Genomic DNA, 20,191 nt, shown 5'->3' on the forward strand with positions numbered 1-20,191 from the left:
GTCGCCACGCCGGACGGCGCGGTGCCGCGGTGGGTCTCAGGCGCTGAGGGCGGCGAGGTCGACGGCGCCGCGGGCGAGCAGCACCGCGGGGCCGGCGAGCTCCACCCGCTGGCCCTCCAGGACGCGCACCGCGACCGTGCCGCCGGGCACGTGCACCAGCCACCGCTCGGGGGCGCCGCCCTCCACGCCGCCGGCCCACGAGCGGACCGCGAGCGCCGCGGCGCAGGCGCCGGTGCCGCAGGAGCGGGTCTCCCCCGAGCCGCGCTCGTGGACGCGCATCCGGATGACGCCGACGGCGCCGGCGAAGGGGGCCTCGTCGTGGTGGGCGGCCCCGCGGGCACCGCCGGTGCCGAGCGCGTCCTCCAGGACGACCAGCTCGACGTTGGTGCCGTGCGGGGGCAGCGGCTCGACCAGGGGCGCGCGGGTCAGGTCGGCGCCGTCGAGCTCGGCGGCCGAGGCGAGCGCCACCACGGTGTGCGGGTTGCCGACGTCGACCGAGAGCCCGGGCCGCTTCACGCCGTCCAGGCCGTGGACGCCGACCTCGGCGTCGGCCCCGGTCTCGGCGGCGCGGACGGGCTCGAGCAGGTGCCAGGGGCCCATGTCGACGGCGAGCCAGTCCTCGCCCTCGGGGCCGCGGACGCGGCGCACGTACCGGACGCCGGCGCGGGTGCCCACGGCGAGGCCGGGCGCGGCGCGCAGCACGGCCTCCTCGACCAGGCCCTCGGCCAGCAGGTGCGCCACCAGCACGCGCACGCCGTTGCCGCACATCTCCGCGAGCGAGCCGTCGGCGTTGCGGTAGTCCATGAACCAGGTGGCGGCCGGGTCCTGCGCGAGGGCGGCGGCGCCGTCGGGCAGCGCACCGGAGCGGACGGCGCGGATGACCCCGTCACCGCCGACGCCGGCACGGCGGTCGCAGAGGCGGGCCGCGAGGACGGCGTCGAGGGCGAGCTCGCCGTCGGGGTCGGTGAGCAGCACGAAGTCGTTCTCGGTGCCGTGGCCCTTGGTGAACGGCAGGGAGGCGGGAGCGCTGGTCACCCCCGCAGCGTAGGCGGCGCGGGGGTGGCCGCCCGGTCGCGCATCCACGCGGTCGCCTCGGCGGCCGGGAGGGGGTGGGCGTGCAGGTACCCCTGGCTGACGTCGCAGCCGAGCCTCCCGAGCTCGGTGAGCACGCCGTCGTCCTCGACGCCCTCGGCGACCACGCGCATGCCCAGGCTGTGGGCGAGGTCGACGGTGGTGCGGACGACGGCGCTGCTGCCGACGTCGCGCCGCAGCTCGCTGACGAACGACCTGTCGATCCTCACCTCCGCGACGGGCAGCTGGAGCAGCAGCGTCAGCGAGGAGTAGCCGGTGCCGAAGTCGTCGATGCTGATCTCGACGCCGAGGGCGACCAGGTCGCGCAGCACGGCCGCCGCCCCCTCGGGGTCGACCACGAGCACGGTCTCGGTGATCTCCTGGACGAGCAGCGCCGGGGGCAGGCCGCTGTCCAGGAGGAGCCGCGAGGCCCGCTCGACGAGGTCGGGGCCCACGTCGGCGGCGGTGAGGTTCACCGACACCGGCACGGGCAGGCCCGCGCGGCTCCACGCGGCGGCCTGGGAGACGGCCTGGTCGAGCACGAGGGCGGTGAGCTCGTGGCCGAGACCCACCTCCTCGGCCACCCGCAGGAACGCGTCGGGCGAGAGCAGCCCCCGCTCGGGGTGCTGCCAGCGGACCAGGGCCTCGACGCCCCGCAGGCGCCCCGAGACCACGTCGACCTGCGGCTGGTAGTGGAGAACGAGCTCGCCGTGGGCGAAGGCCCGCCGCAGCTCCTCGCCGGTCTCCAGCGCCTCGCGGGCGCGGCGGTCGAGGTGGGCGTCGTGCAGCACCGGGCCGGCGCCGCCGGCCTTCGCGGCGTGCACGGCGGTGTCCGCGCGGCGCAGCAGGTCGTCGGCCGCGAGCCGGGCCGCGGCCGCCGCCTGGCGCCGGCCGACGACCCCGGGGCCGGGGTGGTGCAGGGCGAGGCCGGTGCTGGCGGAGGCGTGCAGGGAGCGCCCCCGCACCTCGAAGGGCACGGCGGCGAGGGAGTGGTTCAGGGTCCAGGCGAAGGCCGGTGCGTCCTCGGCGCCGGCGTCGACGAGCAGGACGGCGAACTCGTCACCGCCCGTGCGGGCCAGCAGCGCTCCCGGCGGGAGGAGGCCGCGCAGGCGACCGGCGACCTGGCGCAGCAGCTCGTCTCCGGCCTGGTGCCCCAGGCCGTCGTTGACGTTCCTGAACCTGTCCAGGTCGAGCACGAGCAGGGCCACCGGGCGGGGGGCGGCGCAGACCTCCTCGAGCCGCAGCACCAGGGCGCGGCGGTTGCCCTCCCCGGTGAGGCCGTCGACCAGCGAGGCCTCGTGGGCGCCCTGGAGCGCCGTGGTGCGGTGGGTCAGCACCACCAGGCCCGCACCGACGGCGGCCAGGCTCGTCACGGCCAGCACCGCCGCGGCCGGTGACCCCGCCGGGGAGCGCAGGGCCGGGACCAGCAGCGCGGCGACGCCCATCCCGCCGATCCCGTGGACCGACAGCAGCAGGTGGGACCACCGGACCGGGGTGAGCACCACGCGCTCGGGGGCGGGGGTCAGCACGAACCCCACGAGGACGACGGCGCACGCCGCCACCGCGGCGACGGCGAGCAGGTCGGACCCCAGCACGGGCACCACCGGGCCGAGGAGCTGGACGGCGACGTTGACCACCGACAGCGCCGACGCGGCGGCCAGCCAGGGCGCGCGCCGGTCGCGGGCGGCGCCACCGGCCACCAGCGACCCCACGGCCACCGCCGTCCCGGCGAGGGCCGTCGAGGCGCAGACCAGCCCCAGGGGCGAGACGCCGCCGGCCAGGAGCCCGGGGACGAGCGCGAGGACCACCGCCGCGGCTCCGCAGCACGCGGCGAGCCAGTCGAGCAGGAAGGTCGCGGAGCGCCCGCTGCGGTGGGCGGTGAACAGGCGCAGCTGCATCGCGAGCAGCACCGCCTGGCTGGCGGAGCCGGTCCCGAAGACCCACCCCGGCGCCGGCTCGCTGCCCGGCAGCACGCCGTGCACGAGGGACGGCGCGGCGAGCACGGTCACCGCGGTCGCCGCGACGACCAGGGGTGCTCTGCGCGCCGAGCGCGGCAGGGGGTGGGAGATCACGGCGCTGCATCGGCGCCCGCGGCACGGGCCTCGACGCCGGACGGAGATGATCACCGGTCCGGCCGATCAGCGCAGGTCAGCGCAGGTCAGTCGAGTTCAGCGGCGGCGAGCACCGCCAGCGCGTCCGCCACGGCGACGCGGTCCGCGCCGGGGCGCGGGTCGAGCCAGCGCACCCGGGGGTCGGCGCCGAACCACGACAGCTGGCGCCGCGCGTAGCGGCGGGTGGCGGTGGTGGTGGCCTCCAGCGCCTCGGCCAGGGAGCACCGCCCGTCGAGGGCGTCCAGCACCTGGGCGTACCCCAGGGCGCGCCGGGCCGTCGGTCCCTCGCGCAGCCCCTCACCGGCGAGCCGCTCGACCTCCTCGACGAGCCCCGCGGCGGCCATCCGGTCGACCCGCGCCCGGATCCGCTCGCGCAGCACCTCGCGGTCGGCGCGCAGCCCGACCTGCACCACGCGGCCCAGCCCGGCGACCGCGACGTCGTAGCGGCGCACCGGCATCGACGCCGAGAACGGCCGCCCGGTCACCTCCACCACCTCCAGAGCGCGGACCAGGCGGCGCACGTCGCCCCGGGTCAGGGAGGCCTCGGCGACGGGGTCGACCGCCGCCAGGCGGCTGCGGAGCACGCGCTCGCCGTCCTCCCCCGCCGCGACCAGGGACGCCAGCTCGGCCTCGAGCCGGGCGCGGACGGCGGGGTCCGTGGCGGGGAAGGCGAGCTCGTCGAGGGCCGCGCGGACGTACAGGCCCGAGCCCCCGGTGAGGACGGCGACGCGCCCACGCGCGACGACGTCGGCCAGGGCGGCGCGGGCGTCGCGCTGGTAGGCGGCCACCCGGGCCTCCTGGCGCACGTCGAGCACGTCAAGCAGGTGGTGCGGCACGCCGCGGCGCTCGGCGGGCGTGAGCTTGGCGGTGCCGACGTCCATGCCGCGGTAGACCTGCGACGCGTCGGCGTTGACGACCTCGCCGCCCAGGGCCAGCGCGAGCTCCACGGCCAGGTCGGACTTGCCGGTGGCGGTCGGGCCGACGACGGCGACGACGGCCAGCGGCGCGCCGGCGGGGCCCTCAGCCGCGGCGCGCTCTGGGCTGGTCGGCTCCGGCACGGCGCAGGAGCCTAGCCAGCGGCGCCGGCGAGGTCGGCCAGGTGCCGGGCGACCAGGTGCGCCGGGTGGCGGTCCCACCCGGGGGCGAGCCCGGCGGCGCGCGCCTCGAGCGCGAGCCGCGCGTGCTCGGCCCAGACGGCGCCCACCGCCGCGGCGTCGGCCTCCTCCGCGGCGCTGAGCACCGGGGCGCACTGCGCGAGCGGCTCCGGCTCCAGCACGAGCCACCCGGGCGGCAGGCCGTGGGAGCCCTCCAGCGCCGAGAGCGCCGACGCGGCCGTCTCCGCCTGCGCGGAGGTGGGAGCGCCGCTCGGGTCGGGGCCCACCAGGACGACCAGCAGCCGCTCGGGCAGCGCCCCCAGCTCGACCTCCGGGGCGTCGGCCCCGCGCTCGGCGGTGGCGACCAGCGCCGCGACAGCGGCGTCCAGGGCCGCCCAGCCGGTCTCGGACGCGGCCGCGCGCAGGCCCAGCACCACGGGTGCGGCCTCGCCGCGCACGGCCAGGCCCTCCCGGCGCGCGGCGGCGACGCCCGCGGCGCCCGCCGGGTCAGCAGCCGGGTCAGCCGCGAGGTCGAACCAGACCCCGCTCGCCGGTGCGGTGCGCAGCCGGTGCAGCAGCTCGCCGTGCGCGGCGGTGACGGTCGCGGGGCCCAGGCCCGCGGGGGCGAGCGCCGCGGCCAGCGACGCCGCGTCGGGGGCGTGCCGGGCGAGCAGCCCCAGCGCCCGGCCGGCCCAGCGGCGCACGACCCGCTCGTCGGCGTCGCCGGGTCCGACCAGCAGCCGCGCGGTCACGGGCTCTGCGGCTCCGCCGGGGTGGTGACGACGCCGGCCAGCACCGCCTGCAGGCGCAGCAGCGCGACCTGGCGCAGCTGGTCGGCGGAGACCTCGAGCTCGGCGGCGGCGCTGTTGCCCAGGCGCTCGTCGAGGTCGGCGAGCACCTCCTCCTCGCCCAGCCCGGCCGCCCGCACGAGGTAGTGGTGGCCGAAGCGGGCCTCGTAGGCGGTGACCGCGGCACCGAGCCGCTCGCGCGAGGCGGGGTCCTGGGGCAGGGAGGACTGCTCCAGGCGGCACATGCACTCGTGGGGCCCGTCACCCGGCAGGTCCTCGCCGAGGCGCGGGTGCGTCGCCAGCGCGGCCAGCACCGCCTCGGCGGGCAGGGCCCGGGCCGCGGCGTCGGCGTGCTCGAGGAGCGTCTCGACGTCGGGGTGGGGCGCCGCGTCGAGGACGCCCGCCACCCACAGCGGGCTGCTCAGGCAGGCCGAGAGCGCCTCCTCCTCGCCGCCGGTGGGGGTGGCGCGGCCGAGCAGGACGTCGAGGAGGTGGGACACAGCCGCGAGGGTAGGGGCGCACCCCGTCCGCCTCCCGCGCGGCTGGGCCACCCGGGGGTCCGGGAGGTGGGGCGCTCGGACCGCGCGTGAGGCGCGGGGGGCGCTCAGGAGGCGCTGACGGCTGCGCGGCAGGCGGCGACGTCGTCGGGCAGCTGCAGGCGCAGGGGGCGCAGGTCGTCGACGATCTGGTCGAGCCGGACGGCGTCGAGGTCGGCGACGGCCCCGGCGGCGGCGTCGATGGCGTCGAGGGCCTGCTGGCCGGCCTCACCCGCCGCCGCGCACGCCGCGGACGGGGTCTGCGCGGTCGCGGCGCCGCCGGTGGCGCTGCTCGTGGTGCTGCTCGTGGTGCCGGTCGCGGTGGGCTCGGCGCCCGCCCCGCCACCGCCGTCGGCGCTCGTGGAGGGGCTGGTGCCGCTGGTGGGGGTGCCACTGCCGGAGCCGTCGCCCAGTGCTCCCACGACCAGGCCCCCCACGACCAGCCCGCCGACGAAGAGCAGCCCGCCCAGCAGCAGGGGCCGCGCCGAGTCCCGTCGTGCCACGTGTCCCCCTTGAGCGCGCGCCGCGGTCGTGATCACCCCAGCATAGGGTCGACCCGCCGGGACCGCCCCGAGGGAGAGCGCTGGGGAGGGCCCACCCGTGCACCACCTGATGCGCGCCGCCGCCCGGGCCTACCGGGGCCTGGTGGTCTCGGGCCGCTGGGTGGTGCTGGCGGGGTGGTCGGCGCTGGTCGCCCTCGTGCTCGTGCTGGTGCCGGTGACCGACCTGTCGGCGTCCTCGGGCGGGTTCAACGACCTGCTGCCGGAGTCCAGCTCGTCGGTGCAGGCCGCCCAGCGGTCGCTGGCGCAGTTCTCCGTCCCCGTGATCTCCGGGACGGCCGTGGTGCTGCACGACCCCGACGGCCTCGACCCGCTGACGCGCGCCCACGCCGTCGTCCGCGCCCTGGCGGTGCTGCAGGAGGGCGAGCGGGAGGCCGCCGAGCAGCCCGACGGCGTGCTGCCCCGGAACCGGGTGGTGGCCGCGGTGCCGGTGCCGCTGGTCTCGGCCGACACGAGCGTGACCTACCTGTTCGCCTCCCCGGGCTCCTCGCTCGGGGGGACCACGAACGCCGCCGACCGCTACGCCGCGCACTTCACCGAGCACGACCTGCCGGGGGTGCAGACCGCCGTGACGGGCTTCGTGCCGGCGCAGCGGGCGCAGGCCGACGTGCTGCGCGAGCACCTGGGCACCTTCGAGCTGCTCAGCCTGGCCCTGGTCGTGCTCGTGGTGGCCCTGATCTTTCGCTCACCGGTGGCCTCCCTGGCGGTGCTGGCGGTGGCCGCCGGCGCCCTGCTCGTCTACTACCCGCTGCTCACGTGGCTGGCCGCGGAGCTGGGCTTCAGCGTGCCGGCCGAGCTGCAGCCGGTGCTGGCGGCGCTGCTCATCGGCGTCGTGACCGACTACTGCGTGCTGTTCTTCCACGCCTTCCGCAACGGCCTGGCGCAGGGGCGCGGCGTGCACGAGTCGGTGCGGCGCACGGTCTCGGCGGAGTCGCCCGTGGTCGCGGTGGCCGGCATCACGGTGGCGGTGGGGACGCTGGCCCTGCTGGTCAGCCCGTTCGGGCTGTTCGCGGCGCTCGGGCCGGCGCTGGCCTTCACCGTGCTGGTGGGCGCCGTCGCCTCGCTGCTGCTCGCCCCCGCGCTCATGGCCGTGCTCGGCCACCGGCTCTTCCGCCTGCGCGGCCGGGTGCCGGTGACCCTCCCCCTCGACGCCGCCGACGCCCCCCCCGCCCCCGAGGGCGGCGGCGAGCGCACCGGCGGCTGGCTCAGCCGCGCCCTGGTGGCGGTGCTGACCCACCGCGCGGGCGCCGTGGCGGCCGTCGTTCTCGTCAGCGCCGTGCTCCTCGCCGCGGCCCTGCCGCTGCGGCACGCGGCCCTGTCGATGTCGTTCACCGCGGGCCTGCCCGCCTCGGACCCGGTGGCGCAGGGCGCCGCGCTGCTCGACGAGGCCGGCCTGGCGGGGCTCTCGGCCCCCACGGAGGTGCTCGTCGAGGGTCCGGGCGTCGTCGGCCAGCGGGAGGCCCTCGCCCGCCTGCAGGACTCCCTCGCCGGGCGGGCCGGGGTGGTCCGCGCGATCGGCCCCGCCGACCTGCCGACCCGGGAGGACCGCTTCGGCCTGCTCCTCGCCAGCAGCGGTGACGCCGCGCGCTTCTTGCTCGTGCTGGACAGCGACCCCCTCGCGGCCTCGGCCATCGCCGACGTGCGGTCCCTGCAGGCGCAGCTGCCCGCGCTGGTGGAGCGGTCGGGCCTCACCGGCGTCCAGGTCTCCACCACGGGCCAGACGCGCATCGCCAGCGAGGTCGCCGAGCTCACGGTGCACAGCCTCTTCGTGACCCTGGCGGTCGCGTTCGGCCTGCAGCTGCTCGTCCTGGCGGTCTACCTCCGCTCCCTCCTGACGCCGCTGGTGGTGCTCAGTGCGAGCCTGGTCAGCATGGGATCGGCCCTCGGCCTCACCGTCCTGGTGTTCCAGGACCTCCTGGGCCAGCCCGGGCTGACCTTCTACGCACCGTTCGCGACGGCGGTGCTGCTCCTGGCCCTCGGCGCCGACTACAGCGTCTTCGCGATCGGGGGGATCTGGGAGCAGGCGCGGCGCCACCCCCTGCGGCGGGCCATCGCCATCGCCGTGCCCCGCTCCGCCGGGGCGATCACCGCGGCGGGCGTCATCCTCGCCTCGACGTTCGCCGTGGTCGGCGTCATCCCCCTGGTCACCTTCCGGCAGATCGCGTTCACGATGGCGGTGGGCCTGCTCGTCGACACGCTGCTGGTCCGGCCGCTGCTCATGCCCGCGGCCCTGACGCTGCTCGGTCGCTGGGCGGGGTGGCCGGGCCGGCGCACGGCCCTGACGGAGCCGGGCGCGCCGGTGGTGGCGGCGCGGCGCGTCGAGGCAGGGGCGTGACGGGACGGCGCGTCGCCGGGCCCGAGCGGGGACGGGTCGAGCGCTGGGTGCTGGAGCGCTGGTCCGCGCGGCGCTGGGTGTCGCGGCGCGGCGCGGGCGCCCTCGTCGTGGTGCTCGTGCTCGGCGGCGGGGCGGCCGTGGCGGCGCCGCTGCTGGACGCCGCGGCCCGCCGCACCGCCGAGGAGCGCGTGGCGCAGGAGGCGGCGCAGCAGCTGGGGGCCTCCGGCCCCGTCAGCGCCGCGATCGGCGGCGGCTGGTTCGTGCCGCAGGCGCTGCGCGGCAGCTACCCCTCGGTGGTGCTGCGCGCCGAGGGCGTGCCCGCGGGGGGCGTCGTGCTCGACAGCGTCGAGGCCCGCCTGGTGGGGGTCGACGCACCCGCGAGCGACCTGCTGGGCGGAGACCCGCAGGTGCGCGCGCAGAGCGTCACCGCACGGGTGCTCGTGGCGACGGACCAGGTGAACGCGGTGCTGGCGGCCCAGGACCGCGGGCTCGAGGTCGCCACCGACGCGGGCGAGGACCGGCTGCACGTCACGGCCGAGGAGCGGGTGACGGGGCTGGACCTCGCGCTCTCGGGCTGGGTGGAGCTGCGGGTGGGCGGCGCGGGGCTGGAGGCGGTGCCGGTGGGCCTGGACGTCGACGGCGGCGGCCTGGTCGACCGCCTCTCCTCGGCCGTGCTGGGCCGCTACGAGGACCGGCTGGCCTTCGAGGTGCCGCTGGACGACCTCCCGCTCGGGCAGCGCGTCACGGCGGCGCGCGTCGTGGACGCCGGCGTCGAGGTCACCACCGAGGGCGGGCCGGTCATCGTTGTCGGATCGTGACCGTCAGTGAGCCTTCTGACAGGCCACGTTCATGTGAAAGCGGTAACAAGGTGCTGTGACCACTGAAGGACTACCGGTGGCCCGCGTGATCGTGAGCGGCGTGCGCCGCGATGCGGTGGCCGCGTGGCTGACCGCTCGCTGGCCCCTGCTCGCCTCGACCCTGCTGCTCGCGCTCCTGGTCGACCTGCTCCTGGGCGGGGCCGTGACCACCGCGCTGGACCCCGCCGTCCGCGAGCGGATGGCCGCCCTTCCGCACTCCCCCTCCGACGTCTCCGCGGCCCTGGTGCTCGACCGCACCGGCAAGATCACGACCGTGTCGACGGCGCTGCTGCTCGCCGGCTCCTGGGCCGCCTGGCGCGAGCGGAGCTGGTCGGCGCTGGTCATGGCCGGCACCACGCTGTTCTCGATGCTCGCCGTGCTCGCCGTCGTGAAGTTCGGGCTGGCCCGCGGGCTGGCGGTGAACGGCGACCCGTCCCTGTTCGTGCCGGGCGGCCAGGCCTTCCCCTCCGGCCACGGCGCCCAGGCGGCGCTCGGCGCGGCGCTCGTGGCGGTGCTGGTGGCGCGCGCCCGCGGCCGGCGGCTGCGCCGCTCCACCGCCCTGCTGGCGGTGCTGGTGCCCAGCGCCGTCATGACGTCGGTGTCGCTGTACCTGGGGTTCCACTGGATGAGCGACCTGGCGGCCGGGGCCCTGACCGGCGTCCTGGCCGCTCGCGCCGGGCTCGCCGTCGAGGCCCGCCTCGCGCGCCGCCGCGCCGACCGGGTGCGCATCGGCATCCCCCCGCTGGGTGCCGTGACCACCCCGTTCGACGCGCGCGAGCAGGCCGAGGAGCGGTCCGTGGTCCTGGCCGGGTCCCCGCACGTCCGCTGACGCCCGCGCGACCGGCGCGACCGGCGCGGCGGGTGTCGGCGCGCCAGCTTTTCGGTCGACCGAAACTCGTGGCACGCTGACGGCGTGACCACACCCCCCGCGACCGAGGAGTCCGAGCGGGCGCGCCCCGCGGGGCCCTCCCCGGAGCGGGGCCTGCTGCCCCAGCTCGGCCCGGCCTTCGTCGCGGCGATCGCCTACGTCGACCCGGGCAACGTCGCCGCCAACCTCACCGCGGGCGCCCAGCACGGGTACCTGCTGCTGTGGGTGCTGGTCGTGGCGAACGCCATGGCGGTGCTGGTGCAGTACCTGTCCGCCAAGCTCGGCGTGGTCACCGGGCGCACCGTCCCCGAGCACCTGCGCGACCGGCTCAGCCGCCCCGGCCGGTTCGCCTTCTTCGGCCAGGCGCAGGCGGTGGCCGTCGCCACCGACGTCGCCGAGGTCATCGGCGGGGCCGTGGCGCTGGGCCTGCTCTTCGGGCTCCCCCTGTGGCTGGGCGGCCTGGTCACCGGCGCGGTGTCGACGGCGGTGCTGGCCCTGCACGGACGCCGAGGCGTGCGCCGCTTCGAGGCCGTGGTCATCGGGATGCTCGGCGTCATCGCGGTGGGCTTCGTGGCGGGGCTGTTCGTCGCCCCGCCCGACCCGGCCGAGGCCGCCGCCGGGCTCGTGCCGCGGTTCGAGGGCGCCGGCACGGTGCTGCTGGCCGCGAGCATGCTCGGCGCCACGGTGATGCCGCACGCCATCTACCTGCACTCCGCCCTCGCCCGCGACCACCACGGTCCCGTCACCCCCGCCCGGGTGCCCCGGGTGCTGCGGGCCACGCGCACCGACGTCGTCGCCGCCCTGGTGGTGGCCGGCGTCGTGAACATCTCGATGCTGCTGCTGGCGGCCACCAGCCTGCGCGGGGTGGAGGGCACCGACACCCTCGAGGGGGCCCACGCCGCCGTCGTCGCCTCCCTGGGCCCGGTGGTCGGGCTGCTCTTCGCCATCGGGCTGCTGGCCTCGGGGCTGGCCTCGACGTCGGTCGGCTCCCAGGCCGGCGCCGTCATCTGGGAGGGGATGCTGCACCGCACCCCGCCGCTGCTGGTGCGCCGGCTGCTGACGCTCGCGCCCGCCATCGCGCTGCTGGTGGCCGGTGTCGACCCGACGCGGGCCCTGGTGCTCAGCCAGGTGGTGCTGAGCTTCGGCATCCCCTTCGTGCTGGTGCCGCTGCTGCGCTTCACCGGCGACCGCGCGCTCATGGGGCCCTTCGCCGACGGCCGCCCGGTGCGCGTGCTGGCGTGGCTGGCCGTCGGCGCCGTCATCGCGCTGAACGTCGTCCTGCTCGTGCTGACCTTCACGGGGGCGTGACCGGGCGCCACATGCCCACCGGCCCGCCGCCGTCGGCGAAGGCCGCCACCCGCCCCAGCGGCACGAAGCCCAGCCGCCGGTACAGGGCACCCGTGCGCGGGGACGACGACTCCAGGTAGGCGGGCTCCCCCGCCGCGTCGGCCAACGCCAGGCGGTGGCGCAGGAGCGCCCCGCCGACGCCGCGCCCCTGCCCCGCGGGAGCGACGCCGACGGCCTCGAGGTACCAGTGCGGCACCCGCGGGCGGGCGCGCCCGAAGGCGCCCAGCACCGCCAGCGGGTGGCGCAGGTCGACGCCGCGGAAGGCCCGCAGGTGCTCCGGCAGACCCCTCAGGAGCCCGGCGGCCGCCCGCACGGACTCCAGGAGCGCCCCACCCCGGCGCGGCTCCACCCACAGCGCCACGCCCAGCAGCCGCCCGTCGGCGGCGTCGCGCGCGGCGTCGACGGTCCCCCGCCGCAGGGGGCCGGCCACCAGCAGCGCGCGGTAGAGGTGCTCGGCGCGGCGGCGCAGCGGGGCCCGGTGCTGCAGCAGGGCCCCCACCTGCGGCTCGTGCTCGAAGGCGGCGGCCAACAGGGCGGCGGCCTCGGCGAGGTCGGCCGGTGCGGCGGGGACGACGACGACGCCCGGCTCCTGCTCGGTGCGCTCCTGGGGTGCGATCACGGTCTGCCTCCACGGGTGGTGTGCGGTGCGGGGTCGGGCCCGATCTGGTCATCTGACCAGTTCGATCGACCAGGAGGAAGCTACCCTGCTGCCGTGGACACCACCTCCTCCGGCCCCTCCGCCGGGCGCGATCGGCCCAGCGGCGGCCTGCGCGGCGAGGGCACGCGCACCGCCCTGGTCGAGGCCGCCGTGCGCGTCGTGGAGCGCGAGGGGGTCGCCGCGGCCACCACGCGCCGCATCGCCGCCGAGGCGGGGCTGCCCCTGGGCGCCGTGCACTACTGGTTCCGCGACAAGCGCGCCCTGCTGGCCGCCGTCGTCGCCGCCCTGCTCGACCAGGTGCGCGAGCAGGCCCTGGTCCCGACCGGCCGGACCGAGGGGCAGGCCGAGGGGCAGCCCGAGGGGCAGCCCGAGGGCCGGGCCAGCGGGGAGGACGGCGGGCTGGCGGCCCTCCACCGGCGCCTGGCCGCGCTCCCCGCCGAGCGCCAGCTGGCCCTCTTCGAGGTGACCACCCACGCCCTGCGCGACCCGGCGCTGCACCACCTGGCCCGCGAGCAGTACGCCGCCTACCGCGAGGTGGCGCTGGCCGCCGTGGCCTCGTGGGCCGGCGACGGTGTCGACGCGCTGCCCGGCGGGAGGGCGGCGCTGGCCACCCTCCTCGTGGCCTGCCTCGACGGGCTGACCCTCGCCGCCCTCGCCGACGGTCCCGCGCGGGGTGACGACGGCGCCGTCGACCTGCTGCTCCACCTGCTGCGTGGAGCCCTGCCCCCCACCCCGCCGGGGCGACCCGCCTGACGGGTCGCCGCCGCGCGTGGCCCGCCGTAGCGTCGCGCGGGTGACGCAGAGCGGCGCTGGCGGCGGAACCACCCTCACCGACGTGCGGCTCGCGCCGCGCCCGGGCGGCAGCCCGGAGCTGGGCGGGGTGCTCGGCGTCCCCTCGCGCGAGGTCCACGGCGACGGGCCCTGGCCGGGCGTCGTGGTGGTGCACGAGGCGTTCGGCGTCGACGACGTCATGCGCCGCCAGGTGCAGCGCCTCGCCGAGGCCGGCTACCTCGCGCTCATGCCCGACCTCTTCACCGCCGGCGGGGCCCGGAAGTGCCTCACGGCGACCTTCCGGGCGCTGGCCGCCGGGCACGGCCGGGCGTTCGAGGACGTCGAGTCGGCCCGCTCCCAGCTGCTCGCGCTGGACGAGTGCACCGGACGGATCGGCGTCATCGGCTTCTGCATGGGCGGGGCGTTCGCGCTGCAGCTCGCCGGCTCCCCCGCCGGCCGGTACGACGCCTCGTCGGTCAACTACGGCCGCCTCCCCTCCGACGACGCCTCCCTCGACGCGCTGCTCGCCGGGGCGTGCCCGGTCGTGGCCAGCTACGGCGGCCGGGACGCGTCGCTGCGAGGCGCCGCCGACCGCCTCGAACGCGGCCTCACCCACGCCGGGGTGCCGCACGACGTGCGGGAGTACCCGAGCGCCGGCCACTCCTTCCTCAACGACGCCCCCAACGGGCCGCGGCTCCTGCGCCCCGTGATGCAGCGCGTCATCGGCGCGGGGCCCGAGCCGGAGGCCGCCGCCGACGCGTGGGCCCGCATCGAGGCCTTCTTCGACGAGCACCTCGGTGGCGGGGCTGACCTCGCACCCCGGACGGGGCAGGGTGGTGGCCGTGCCCACTCCTGAGGAAGACCTGTCCGTCTGGAAGCGCCTGGCGCCCTCCGGCCTGCTGCTCGTCGGGGCCGGGACGGCGGTGGCCCTCGACGCCTCCGCGCGCCGCGGCTCCGGGGCCCCCCTGCTGCGCTGGGTGGCCGAGGGCACGGCGGGCCTGGTCCTGCTGAACGCCGGGCTGTCGGTGTTCGGCGAGGCCGTGAAGCGCCGCGCCCTGTACGACTGGTCGCAGCGCCCCTAGCGTTCGGCCATGGCCCTCGCACTGCTCCTGGTCGTGGTGCTCGTGGTGGTGGCGCTGGTCGCCCGCAGCAGCAGGCGGTCGCGCCCGCCCCGGACGCGGACCGGCGGGGACGCCGGGGGCGGCTCCGGCACCTCCTGGGGCGACGACGGAGGCCACCACTCGCACGGCCACTCCCACGGCCACTCGCACGGCCACTCCCACCACGGCGACGGGGGCGGCTGGTCCTCCGACGGCGGGGGCGGGGGTGGCGGCGACTGAGCCGGTGAGCCCGTGAGCCCGTGAGCCGGTGAGGGCACCCGCCTCAAGATCACCGGCCGACCGGTCGATGGGTCACCGTGTCCAGCAAGGGCGACGTCAGGGTCAGGCGCGAGGTGCAGGTCCGCCGCACCGGGGGGCGGCTGTCGCTGCCCGAGCGCGCGTCGCTCGCCAGCGCGCTGGGAGCCGCGGCCTACACGGTCTTCGCGCTCCTGCCGAGCACCGCGGCCCTCGCACCCGACGTCTCGATGGTGCTCGTGGCCGGGGCGGCCGTCGTCCTGGCGGTCGCGGCCCTCGCACCGCGCCCCGACGACCGGACCCCCTGGCTCCTCGTCACCGCCGGGCTGACCGGCACGGTCGTGGCCCGGGCCGTCGCCGTCGGCGCCGGGACCCTGCCGCCCGGAGCGGTCCTGCCCGCCCACCTCTACGCCGACGTCCCGTGGCTCGGGCCGGCGGTGGTCGCGAGCCTCGCCGTCGTCGTCGCCGGCGTGCACCGCCTCGTCGCCGGCTCCCTCAGCGGGGTCCGCGCCGGGCAGTGGCAGGACGCCGCCCTCGTCGCGGTCGTGGCCCTGGCGCTCGCCGTCGCGCTCCTGTCCCAGCGCCTGCACGACCTGGGGCTCGGTCCCGGCGCGACGCTGGCGGTCGTGGCGCGCCCGGTGGCCGCCCTGCTGGTCCTCGGCGTGGTCGTGGCGGCCGTGGTCCTGCGGGGCCGGGACCGGGACCCCCGCCTGGAGGTGGTCGGCCTGGCCGGCGCGGTGCTCGCGGTGGCAGAGGTGACCGCCTTCAGCTGGTCGCTGGTGCCGGGCCCCGTCGAGGCCTGGGTCGAGGTCGTGGTCGGCGCTGCCCGGGTGACCTCCTTCTGCCTGTTCGCCACGGCGGCGCTCAGCGCCGGCGCCCCCCGCTCGCGCGCCACCCCCTCGCCGCGCGTCGCCCAGCTGCTGGTCATCGGCGTGCTGCTGGCCGCCGTCGCGCTGGTCGGCGCCGACCACCTCGGCCTGGTCGCCCCGCTGCCCCCGACGGCGACCACGGCCCTGGCCGTGGTGGTGCTCGGGGCGGGCGTGCGGCTGGTGCAGCTGAGCGCCGAGGTGGGCGGGCTGGCCGACGCGCGCCACCAGCTCGCCCACGACGACCTCACCGGCCTGCTGAACCGCCGCGGCATGACCGCCGCCGCGCGCGACCACGTCCGCCGCGGCGGACGCTCCGCGGCGCTCGTGCTGGTCGACCTCGACGCCTTCAAGGACGTCAACGACCGGTGCGGCACCGCCGTCGGCGACGAGGTGCTGCGGGTGGTCGCCCGGCGCCTGGAACGCACCGTGCGGTCGGGGCTCGTCGCCCGGCTGGGCGGCGACGAGTTCGCCCTGGTGATGGCCGGCGTCGCGGAGCCGGACCTCGTGGAGCTGGCGGCGCGGGCCCTGGAGGCGGTGCGGGCACCGATCACCGTGGCCGACCGGCAGCTGCGCATCGGCGCCAGCGCCGGCATCGCCACCACCGGCACCGCCGCCGACGGCACCGGGGGCGAGGAGCTGCTGCGCAGGGCTGAGCTGGCCCTGCGCCGCGCCAAGTCCACCGGCGGGACGGCCGTCTACGACGAGGCGCTCGACGCCGCCGCCCGGCTGCGCGAGCGGCTGCTCGACGACCTGCGCACCGTCATCGAGTCCCCCAGCGGTGCGGCGGGCCGGGTGGTCGCCCACTACCAGCCGCAGGTCGACGCCGACGGCACCGTCAGCGGGGTCGAGGCGCTGGTGCGGTGGGAGCACCCCGAGCTGGGGCTGCTGCAGCCCTTCGCGTTCATCGACCTGGCCGAGGAGCACGGGCTGCTGCCGGGCCTGACCGAGCAGGTGCTGCGCCAGGCGGTGGCCGAGACCGCGCGCTGGCGGGCCCTCGGGCACCCGCTGAGGTGCTCGGTGAACCTTTCGGCGAGCTGCCTGGACTGGCCGCGGCTGCTCGACGTCGTCGACGACGTGCTGGCCAGCCGGCTGCTGCCCGCCGACGCGCTGGTCCTGGAGGTCACCGAGACCGGGCTGGTCAGCGACGCCGCGGACGGCCTGCGGGTCGCGGCCGAGCTGGTGGCGCGGGGCGTGGAGCTGTCCATCGACGACTACGGCACCGGGTACTCCTCCCTGGCCCACCTCAACCACCTGCCCGCCCGCGAGCTCAAGCTCGACCGCGCCTTCACGCGGCAGCTGCTGGACGACGAGCGGACCGCGACCATCGTGCGCGCCACCATCGCCCTGGCCCACGACCTGGGCATGCGCCTCGTGGCCGAGGGCGTGGAGGACGAGGCGACGCTCCTGGCCATCACGGCCATCGGCTGCGACGTCACGCAGGGGTACTGGCACAGCCGCCCGCTGCCGGCGAGCGAGCTCACCGGCTGGCTGGTCCAGCGCTCTGCACGGGCGATCACCGCCTGACACGAGCACGCTGTGCGGGGTGAGCCCAGGAGCGACGCCCTCGACCGACAGCCGTGACGCCCCCGCGCTGGCCAGGACGGTCTCGGGACGGCTGCTGTTCCTCTTCATCCTCGGCGACGTGCTGGGCGCCGGCGTCTACGTGCTGGTGGGCGAGGTGGCCGGCGCCTCCGGCGGAGCGGTCTGGGTACCGCTGCTGCTGGCCCTCGGGCTGGCGCTGCTGACCGCGGCGTCGTACGCCGAGCTCGCCACCAAGCACCCCCGCGCCGGGGGCGCCGCGGTCTACACGACCCGGGCCTTCGGGCCGCTGGTCGGGTTCGTCGTGGGGTTCTGCATGCTCGCGGCGGGGGTGGTGTCCGTGGCTGCCCTGGCCCGCGCGTTCGGCGGCGACTACCTCGCGGCCTTCGTCGACCTCCCGGTCGTGCCCGTCGCCGTGGTCTTCCTCCTGGCCCTGGCGGCGCTCAACGCCCGGGGCATCCGCGACTCGCTGCGGGCCAACGTCGTGATGACCTGCATCGAGGTGGGTGGCCTCGTGCTCGTCGTCGTCCTGGGCCTGGTGGTGCTGGCCCGCGACGGCGGCGACGCCTCGCGGCTCACCTCCCTGGGCACGCCCGAGAGCGGTCCCGTCGCCGCGGTGCTCGCCGGCAGCGTGCTGGCCTTCTACTCCTTCGTCGGCTTCGAGACGTCGGTGAACGTGGCCGAGGAGGTCCGCGACCCGCGCCGCAGCTACCCGAGGGCCCTCTTCGGCGCGCTGGCCGCCGCCGGCGTCGTCTACCTGGCCGTCGGCGTCGTGGCGAGCCTGGTGGTGCCCACCGACGTCCTGGCGAGCTCCAGCGGGCCCCTGCTCGAGGTGGTGCGCGAGGCCGGGATCGTGCCGCCGGTGGTGTTCGCCGCGATCGCGCTGGTCGCCGTCGCCAACGGCGCGCTGCTCACCGGGATCATGAGCTCGCGGCTCACCTACGGCATGGCCCGCGACGGAGCCGTTCCGCGGGGGCTGGCCAGGGTGCTGCCGCGGCGGCGGACCCCGTGGGTGGCGATCCTCGTCACCACGGCGGCGTCGCTCCTGCTGGCGCTCACCGGTGGGGTGGCCGACCTGGCCGCCACGCTCGTGCTGCTGCTGCTCGTGGTCTTCACCGCCGTGAACGCGGCGGTGCTCGTGCTGCGGCGGCGCGACGGCGGGAGCACCGACCACTTCCGGGCGCCCACGGTGCTGCCGGTCCTCGGCATCGCCTCGTGCGTGCTGCTCGCGACGCAGGTCGAGGGCGGCGTGTGGCTGCGCGGCGGGGTGCTGGTGGTCATTGGGGTGGTGCTGGGGGTGGTGTCGACGGCGCTGCGCCGCCGGTCACCTCGCGCGCCAGAGCCGTCAGCTCGCTGAGCACCCGCTGCACCACCGGCCGCTCGGCCACCTCGGCGCGCACCAGCGCGTCGACCTGGCGGCCCGCGCGCACGCCCAGCAGCGGCAGCAGCCGCACCCCGGGGTGGCGGCCGCAGGTGTAGCGGGGCAGCAGGGCCGCGCCGTGGCCCGCCGCCACCAGCTCCAGCACCACGTGGAAGTCGTTGACGCGGGAGACGACGCGCGGGTCGTCGACCACCGCGCGGAGCACCTCCGCCACGGGGAAGCCCTCCTTCACCGAGATCCACCGCTCCCGGGCGACGTCGGCCGGGGTGACCCCCGCAGAGCCCGTCGACGGGCGGGCCAGCGGGTGCGCGGTCGGCACGGCGACGTCGAGGGGCTCCCGCAGCAGCGGCACCACCCGCACCCCCGGGCTGCCCACCCACGCGCGCTCCCCCTCGGGACGGTGGGCGATGACGACGTCGAGCCTGTCGGTGAGGGGGGCGAAGTCGTCCAGCGGCACGTCCTCGTCGGTGACCTCGACCTCGACGCCGCTGCCCGCCAGGCGCGTCAGCAGCCCGGGGAGCAGGAGCTCCGCGCCGCTGGAGAACGCCGACACCCGGACCAGGCCCGTGGCCGCCTGCTGCTGGTCGCGGACCGCGCCGCGGGCCCGCTCGAGGGCCACGGCCACGTCGTCGGCGGCGGCCGCGAGCGCCAGGCCGGCGTCGGTGAGGCGCAGGCCGCGGCCGACGCGCTCGGTCAGCGGGACCCCGGCGGTGCGGGTCAGCGAGGCCAGGTGCTGGGAGACGGCCGACGGGGTCAGGTGCAGGACGGCGGCGGCGCGCGTCACCCCTCCCTGCGACCTGACGGCGCGCAGCGCCTCGAGGGCCCTCACGTCCACAGCCCCACCCCTCTCCCTCGCCCTCTCCGTCGTCCTGCCGTGATCATGGACGACTGCCGCTCCAACCATCCAGTGCTACTGAACCATCCGTGTCCCAGATGTCGATGGACTGCACGGTCGGTGGTGCCCCACCGTGAGCGGGTGCCTACCTCCGCCCGCCTGCTCGCCCTGCTCGTCGCCGTGACGTGGGGCCTCAACTTCGTGGCCATCCACCTGTCGCTGGAGCAGTTCCCCCCGCTGCTGTGCGCCGCGGTGCGCTTCGCGGTGATCGCCGTCCCGGTGGTGCTCCTCGTGCCCCGGCCGCAGGGCGTGCCCCTGCGGTGGCTGCTCGCCTACGGGGCCGGCTTCGGCGTCGCGCAGTTCGTCTTCCTCTACACCGCGATGGCGGTCGGCATGCCGGCTGGGCTGGCCTCGCTGGTGCTGCAGTCGTCGGCGCCCTTCACCGTGGTGCTCGCCGCGCTCCTGCTCCACGAGCGCCTGGCGCCGCGCCAGGTGGCGGGGGTCGCCGTCGCCGTCACCGCCCTGCTCGGCATCGCCGCGTCGCGCGCCGAGCTGGGTGGGACCGCGACGCTGGTGCCGGTGCTGCTCACGCTGCTCGGCGGTCTGGGGTGGGCGTTCGGCAACCTCGCCTCGCGGCTGGCCTGGCGCGAGCGGGTCGCCACCGGCTCCCCGCCGAGCGCCGCCGAGTCGCTGCGCCTGGTGCTGTGGGTGTCGGTGGTGCCGCCGCTGCCGCTGGGCCTGGCGTCGCTGGCGCTGGAGGGGCCGACCCGCATCGCGGGCGCGTTCACCGGCCTCGGCTCGACGACCGGGCTCCTGGCGATCGCGGGGCTGGCGTTCACCGTGCTCGTCGCGACGCTGGTGGGCCAGGTCGTCTGGTCGGCGCTGATGGCTCGCCACCCGTCGAGCTCGGTCGCACCGTTCTCGATGCTGGTGCCCGTCGTCGGCATGCTCGCGGCGCACGTGCTGCTCGGCGAGGCGACGCCGTGGCGGGAGGTCGCCCTCGGCGCCGTCGTCGTGGCCGGGGTCCTGCTCGGCTCGCTGCGCCCGCGGCGCCGCCCCGCTCCCCCGGCTCCCCCGGCCCCCGCTGCTGCGGCGGCTGCGGCGGCTGCGGCGGAGGGGGACGCCCCGATCGGCGCACGGGCCTGACACTTCCGGCCCTCGTCACCCCCTCCGCGACGATCACGCACCTGCGCGCCACCACCGCCCCCCTCGTACC

At 77.7% G+C, this 20,191-nt stretch carries 19 protein-coding genes; 11 read left to right on the forward strand and 8 right to left on the reverse strand.

Translation table 11 applies throughout. The features are described 5' to 3' along the window. Positions 1-36: 36 nt before the first annotated feature. The 6 genes from F1641_RS09975 to F1641_RS10000 form a co-directional block, all read right to left on the reverse strand. A complete protein-coding gene (locus F1641_RS09975) occupies positions 37-1,035 on the reverse strand; it encodes a diaminopimelate epimerase (RefSeq protein ID WP_309225539.1) in 999 nt (332 codons plus the stop codon). Then, a complete protein-coding gene (locus tag F1641_RS09980) occupies positions 1,032-3,143 on the reverse strand; it encodes a bifunctional diguanylate cyclase/phosphodiesterase (protein WP_194905172.1) in 2,112 nt (703 codons plus the stop codon). Before F1641_RS09980 ends, F1641_RS09975 begins: the two co-directional genes overlap by 4 nt. A gap of 86 nt (positions 3,144-3,229) precedes the next feature. Further along, positions 3,230-4,183 carry a tRNA (adenosine(37)-N6)-dimethylallyltransferase MiaA gene (gene miaA / locus F1641_RS09985; protein ID WP_194905865.1) on the reverse strand — a complete coding sequence of 318 codons (954 nt, stop codon included), beginning with the start codon at positions 4,181-4,183 and terminating at the stop codon, positions 3,230-3,232. Between the two features lie 68 nt (positions 4,184-4,251). Then, complete coding sequence (locus F1641_RS09990; RefSeq protein ID WP_194905174.1) at positions 4,252-5,028, reverse strand: hypothetical protein; 777 nt, start codon at positions 5,026-5,028, stop codon at positions 4,252-4,254. Next, positions 5,025-5,564: a 2-oxo-4-hydroxy-4-carboxy-5-ureidoimidazoline decarboxylase gene (locus F1641_RS09995; RefSeq protein WP_194905176.1), complete on the reverse strand. Its 540-nt coding sequence runs from the start codon at positions 5,562-5,564 to the stop codon at positions 5,025-5,027. The genes F1641_RS09990 and F1641_RS09995 overlap by 4 nt, the downstream gene beginning before the upstream one ends. A 104-nt stretch (positions 5,565-5,668) precedes the next feature. Next, positions 5,669-6,103: a hypothetical protein gene (locus tag F1641_RS10000; protein ID WP_194905178.1), complete on the reverse strand. Its 435-nt coding sequence runs from the start codon at positions 6,101-6,103 to the stop codon at positions 5,669-5,671. A gap of 97 nt (positions 6,104-6,200) precedes the next feature. Between F1641_RS10000 and F1641_RS10005 the strand changes: the two genes are divergently transcribed. The 4 genes from F1641_RS10005 (at position 6,201) to F1641_RS10020 (ending at position 11,528) form a co-directional block, all read left to right on the forward strand. Further along, positions 6,201-8,495: an MMPL family transporter gene (locus F1641_RS10005; protein WP_194905180.1), complete on the forward strand. Its 2,295-nt coding sequence runs from the start codon at positions 6,201-6,203 to the stop codon at positions 8,493-8,495. Next, positions 8,492-9,313 carry a DUF2993 domain-containing protein gene (locus F1641_RS10010; protein WP_194905182.1) on the forward strand — a complete coding sequence of 274 codons (822 nt, stop codon included), beginning with the start codon at positions 8,492-8,494 and terminating at the stop codon, positions 9,311-9,313. The genes F1641_RS10005 and F1641_RS10010 overlap by 4 nt, the downstream gene beginning before the upstream one ends. A gap of 55 nt (positions 9,314-9,368) precedes the next feature. Further along, the gene (locus F1641_RS23175) at positions 9,369-10,181 is read left to right on the forward strand and encodes a phosphatase PAP2 family protein (protein WP_194905184.1); all 813 of its coding nucleotides are present in this window, start codon (positions 9,369-9,371) and stop codon (positions 10,179-10,181) included. Positions 10,182-10,265: 84 nt separating this feature from the next. Continuing rightward, positions 10,266-11,528: an Nramp family divalent metal transporter gene (locus tag F1641_RS10020; RefSeq protein WP_194905186.1), complete on the forward strand. Its 1,263-nt coding sequence runs from the start codon at positions 10,266-10,268 to the stop codon at positions 11,526-11,528. Here the strand turns inward: F1641_RS10020 and F1641_RS10025 are convergent. Next, positions 11,515-12,186: an N-acetyltransferase gene (locus F1641_RS10025; protein WP_206690989.1), complete on the reverse strand. Its 672-nt coding sequence runs from the start codon at positions 12,184-12,186 to the stop codon at positions 11,515-11,517. The two genes, F1641_RS10020 and F1641_RS10025, sit on opposite strands and share 14 nt — an antisense overlap. Before the next feature lie 93 nt (positions 12,187-12,279). Here F1641_RS10025 and F1641_RS10030 point away from each other — a divergent pair, with 93 nt between their 5' ends. From F1641_RS10030 to F1641_RS10055, 6 genes are all read left to right on the forward strand, one after another. Then, a complete protein-coding gene (locus tag F1641_RS10030; protein WP_194905188.1) occupies positions 12,280-12,978 on the forward strand; it encodes a TetR family transcriptional regulator in 699 nt (232 codons plus the stop codon). Positions 12,979-13,018: 40 nt separating this feature from the next. Next, positions 13,019-13,852, forward strand: a complete 834-nt coding sequence (locus F1641_RS10035; RefSeq protein WP_194905190.1) for a dienelactone hydrolase family protein — start codon at positions 13,019-13,021, stop codon at positions 13,850-13,852. Then, positions 13,839-14,078 carry a hypothetical protein gene (locus tag F1641_RS10040; RefSeq protein ID WP_194905192.1) on the forward strand — a complete coding sequence of 80 codons (240 nt, stop codon included), beginning with the start codon at positions 13,839-13,841 and terminating at the stop codon, positions 14,076-14,078. Before F1641_RS10035 ends, F1641_RS10040 begins: the two co-directional genes overlap by 14 nt. Before the next feature lie 9 nt (positions 14,079-14,087). Next, complete coding sequence (locus F1641_RS10045) at positions 14,088-14,336, forward strand: hypothetical protein (protein WP_194905194.1); 249 nt, start codon at positions 14,088-14,090, stop codon at positions 14,334-14,336. 77 nt (positions 14,337-14,413) lie between these two features. Further along, positions 14,414-16,744, forward strand: coding sequence for a bifunctional diguanylate cyclase/phosphodiesterase (locus tag F1641_RS10050; RefSeq protein ID WP_194905195.1), 2,331 nt, complete (start codon positions 14,414-14,416; stop codon positions 16,742-16,744). Positions 16,745-16,754: 10 nt separating this feature from the next. Next, entirely contained in the window at positions 16,755-18,116 is a 1,362-nt protein-coding gene (locus F1641_RS10055) for an APC family permease (RefSeq protein WP_206691075.1), read from the forward strand. On the opposite strand, the gene F1641_RS10060 is transcribed toward F1641_RS10055, so the two are convergent. Beyond that, positions 18,037-18,975, reverse strand: a complete 939-nt coding sequence (locus tag F1641_RS10060; RefSeq protein ID WP_194905200.1) for a LysR family transcriptional regulator — start codon at positions 18,973-18,975, stop codon at positions 18,037-18,039. The genes F1641_RS10055 and F1641_RS10060 overlap by 80 nt on opposite strands. A 141-nt stretch (positions 18,976-19,116) precedes the next feature. On the opposite strand from F1641_RS10060, the gene F1641_RS10065 reads away from it, so the two are divergent. Continuing rightward, positions 19,117-20,121 (forward strand): EamA family transporter, encoded by a 1,005-nt coding sequence (locus F1641_RS10065; RefSeq protein WP_194905202.1) that lies wholly within the window; start codon positions 19,117-19,119, stop codon positions 20,119-20,121. Positions 20,122-20,191 lie beyond the last annotated feature (70 nt).

Source organism: Quadrisphaera sp. INWT6 (genome assembly GCF_015390235.1).
Lineage (GTDB): Bacteria > Actinomycetota > Actinomycetes > Actinomycetales > Quadrisphaeraceae > Quadrisphaera.

Bases quoted from the DNA above. Each gene is read 5' to 3' on its own strand.
- F1641_RS10045 (WP_194905194.1), top strand. From the start codon at position 14,088: ATGGCCCTCGCACTGCTCCTGGTCGTGGTGCTCGTGGTGGTGGCGCTG.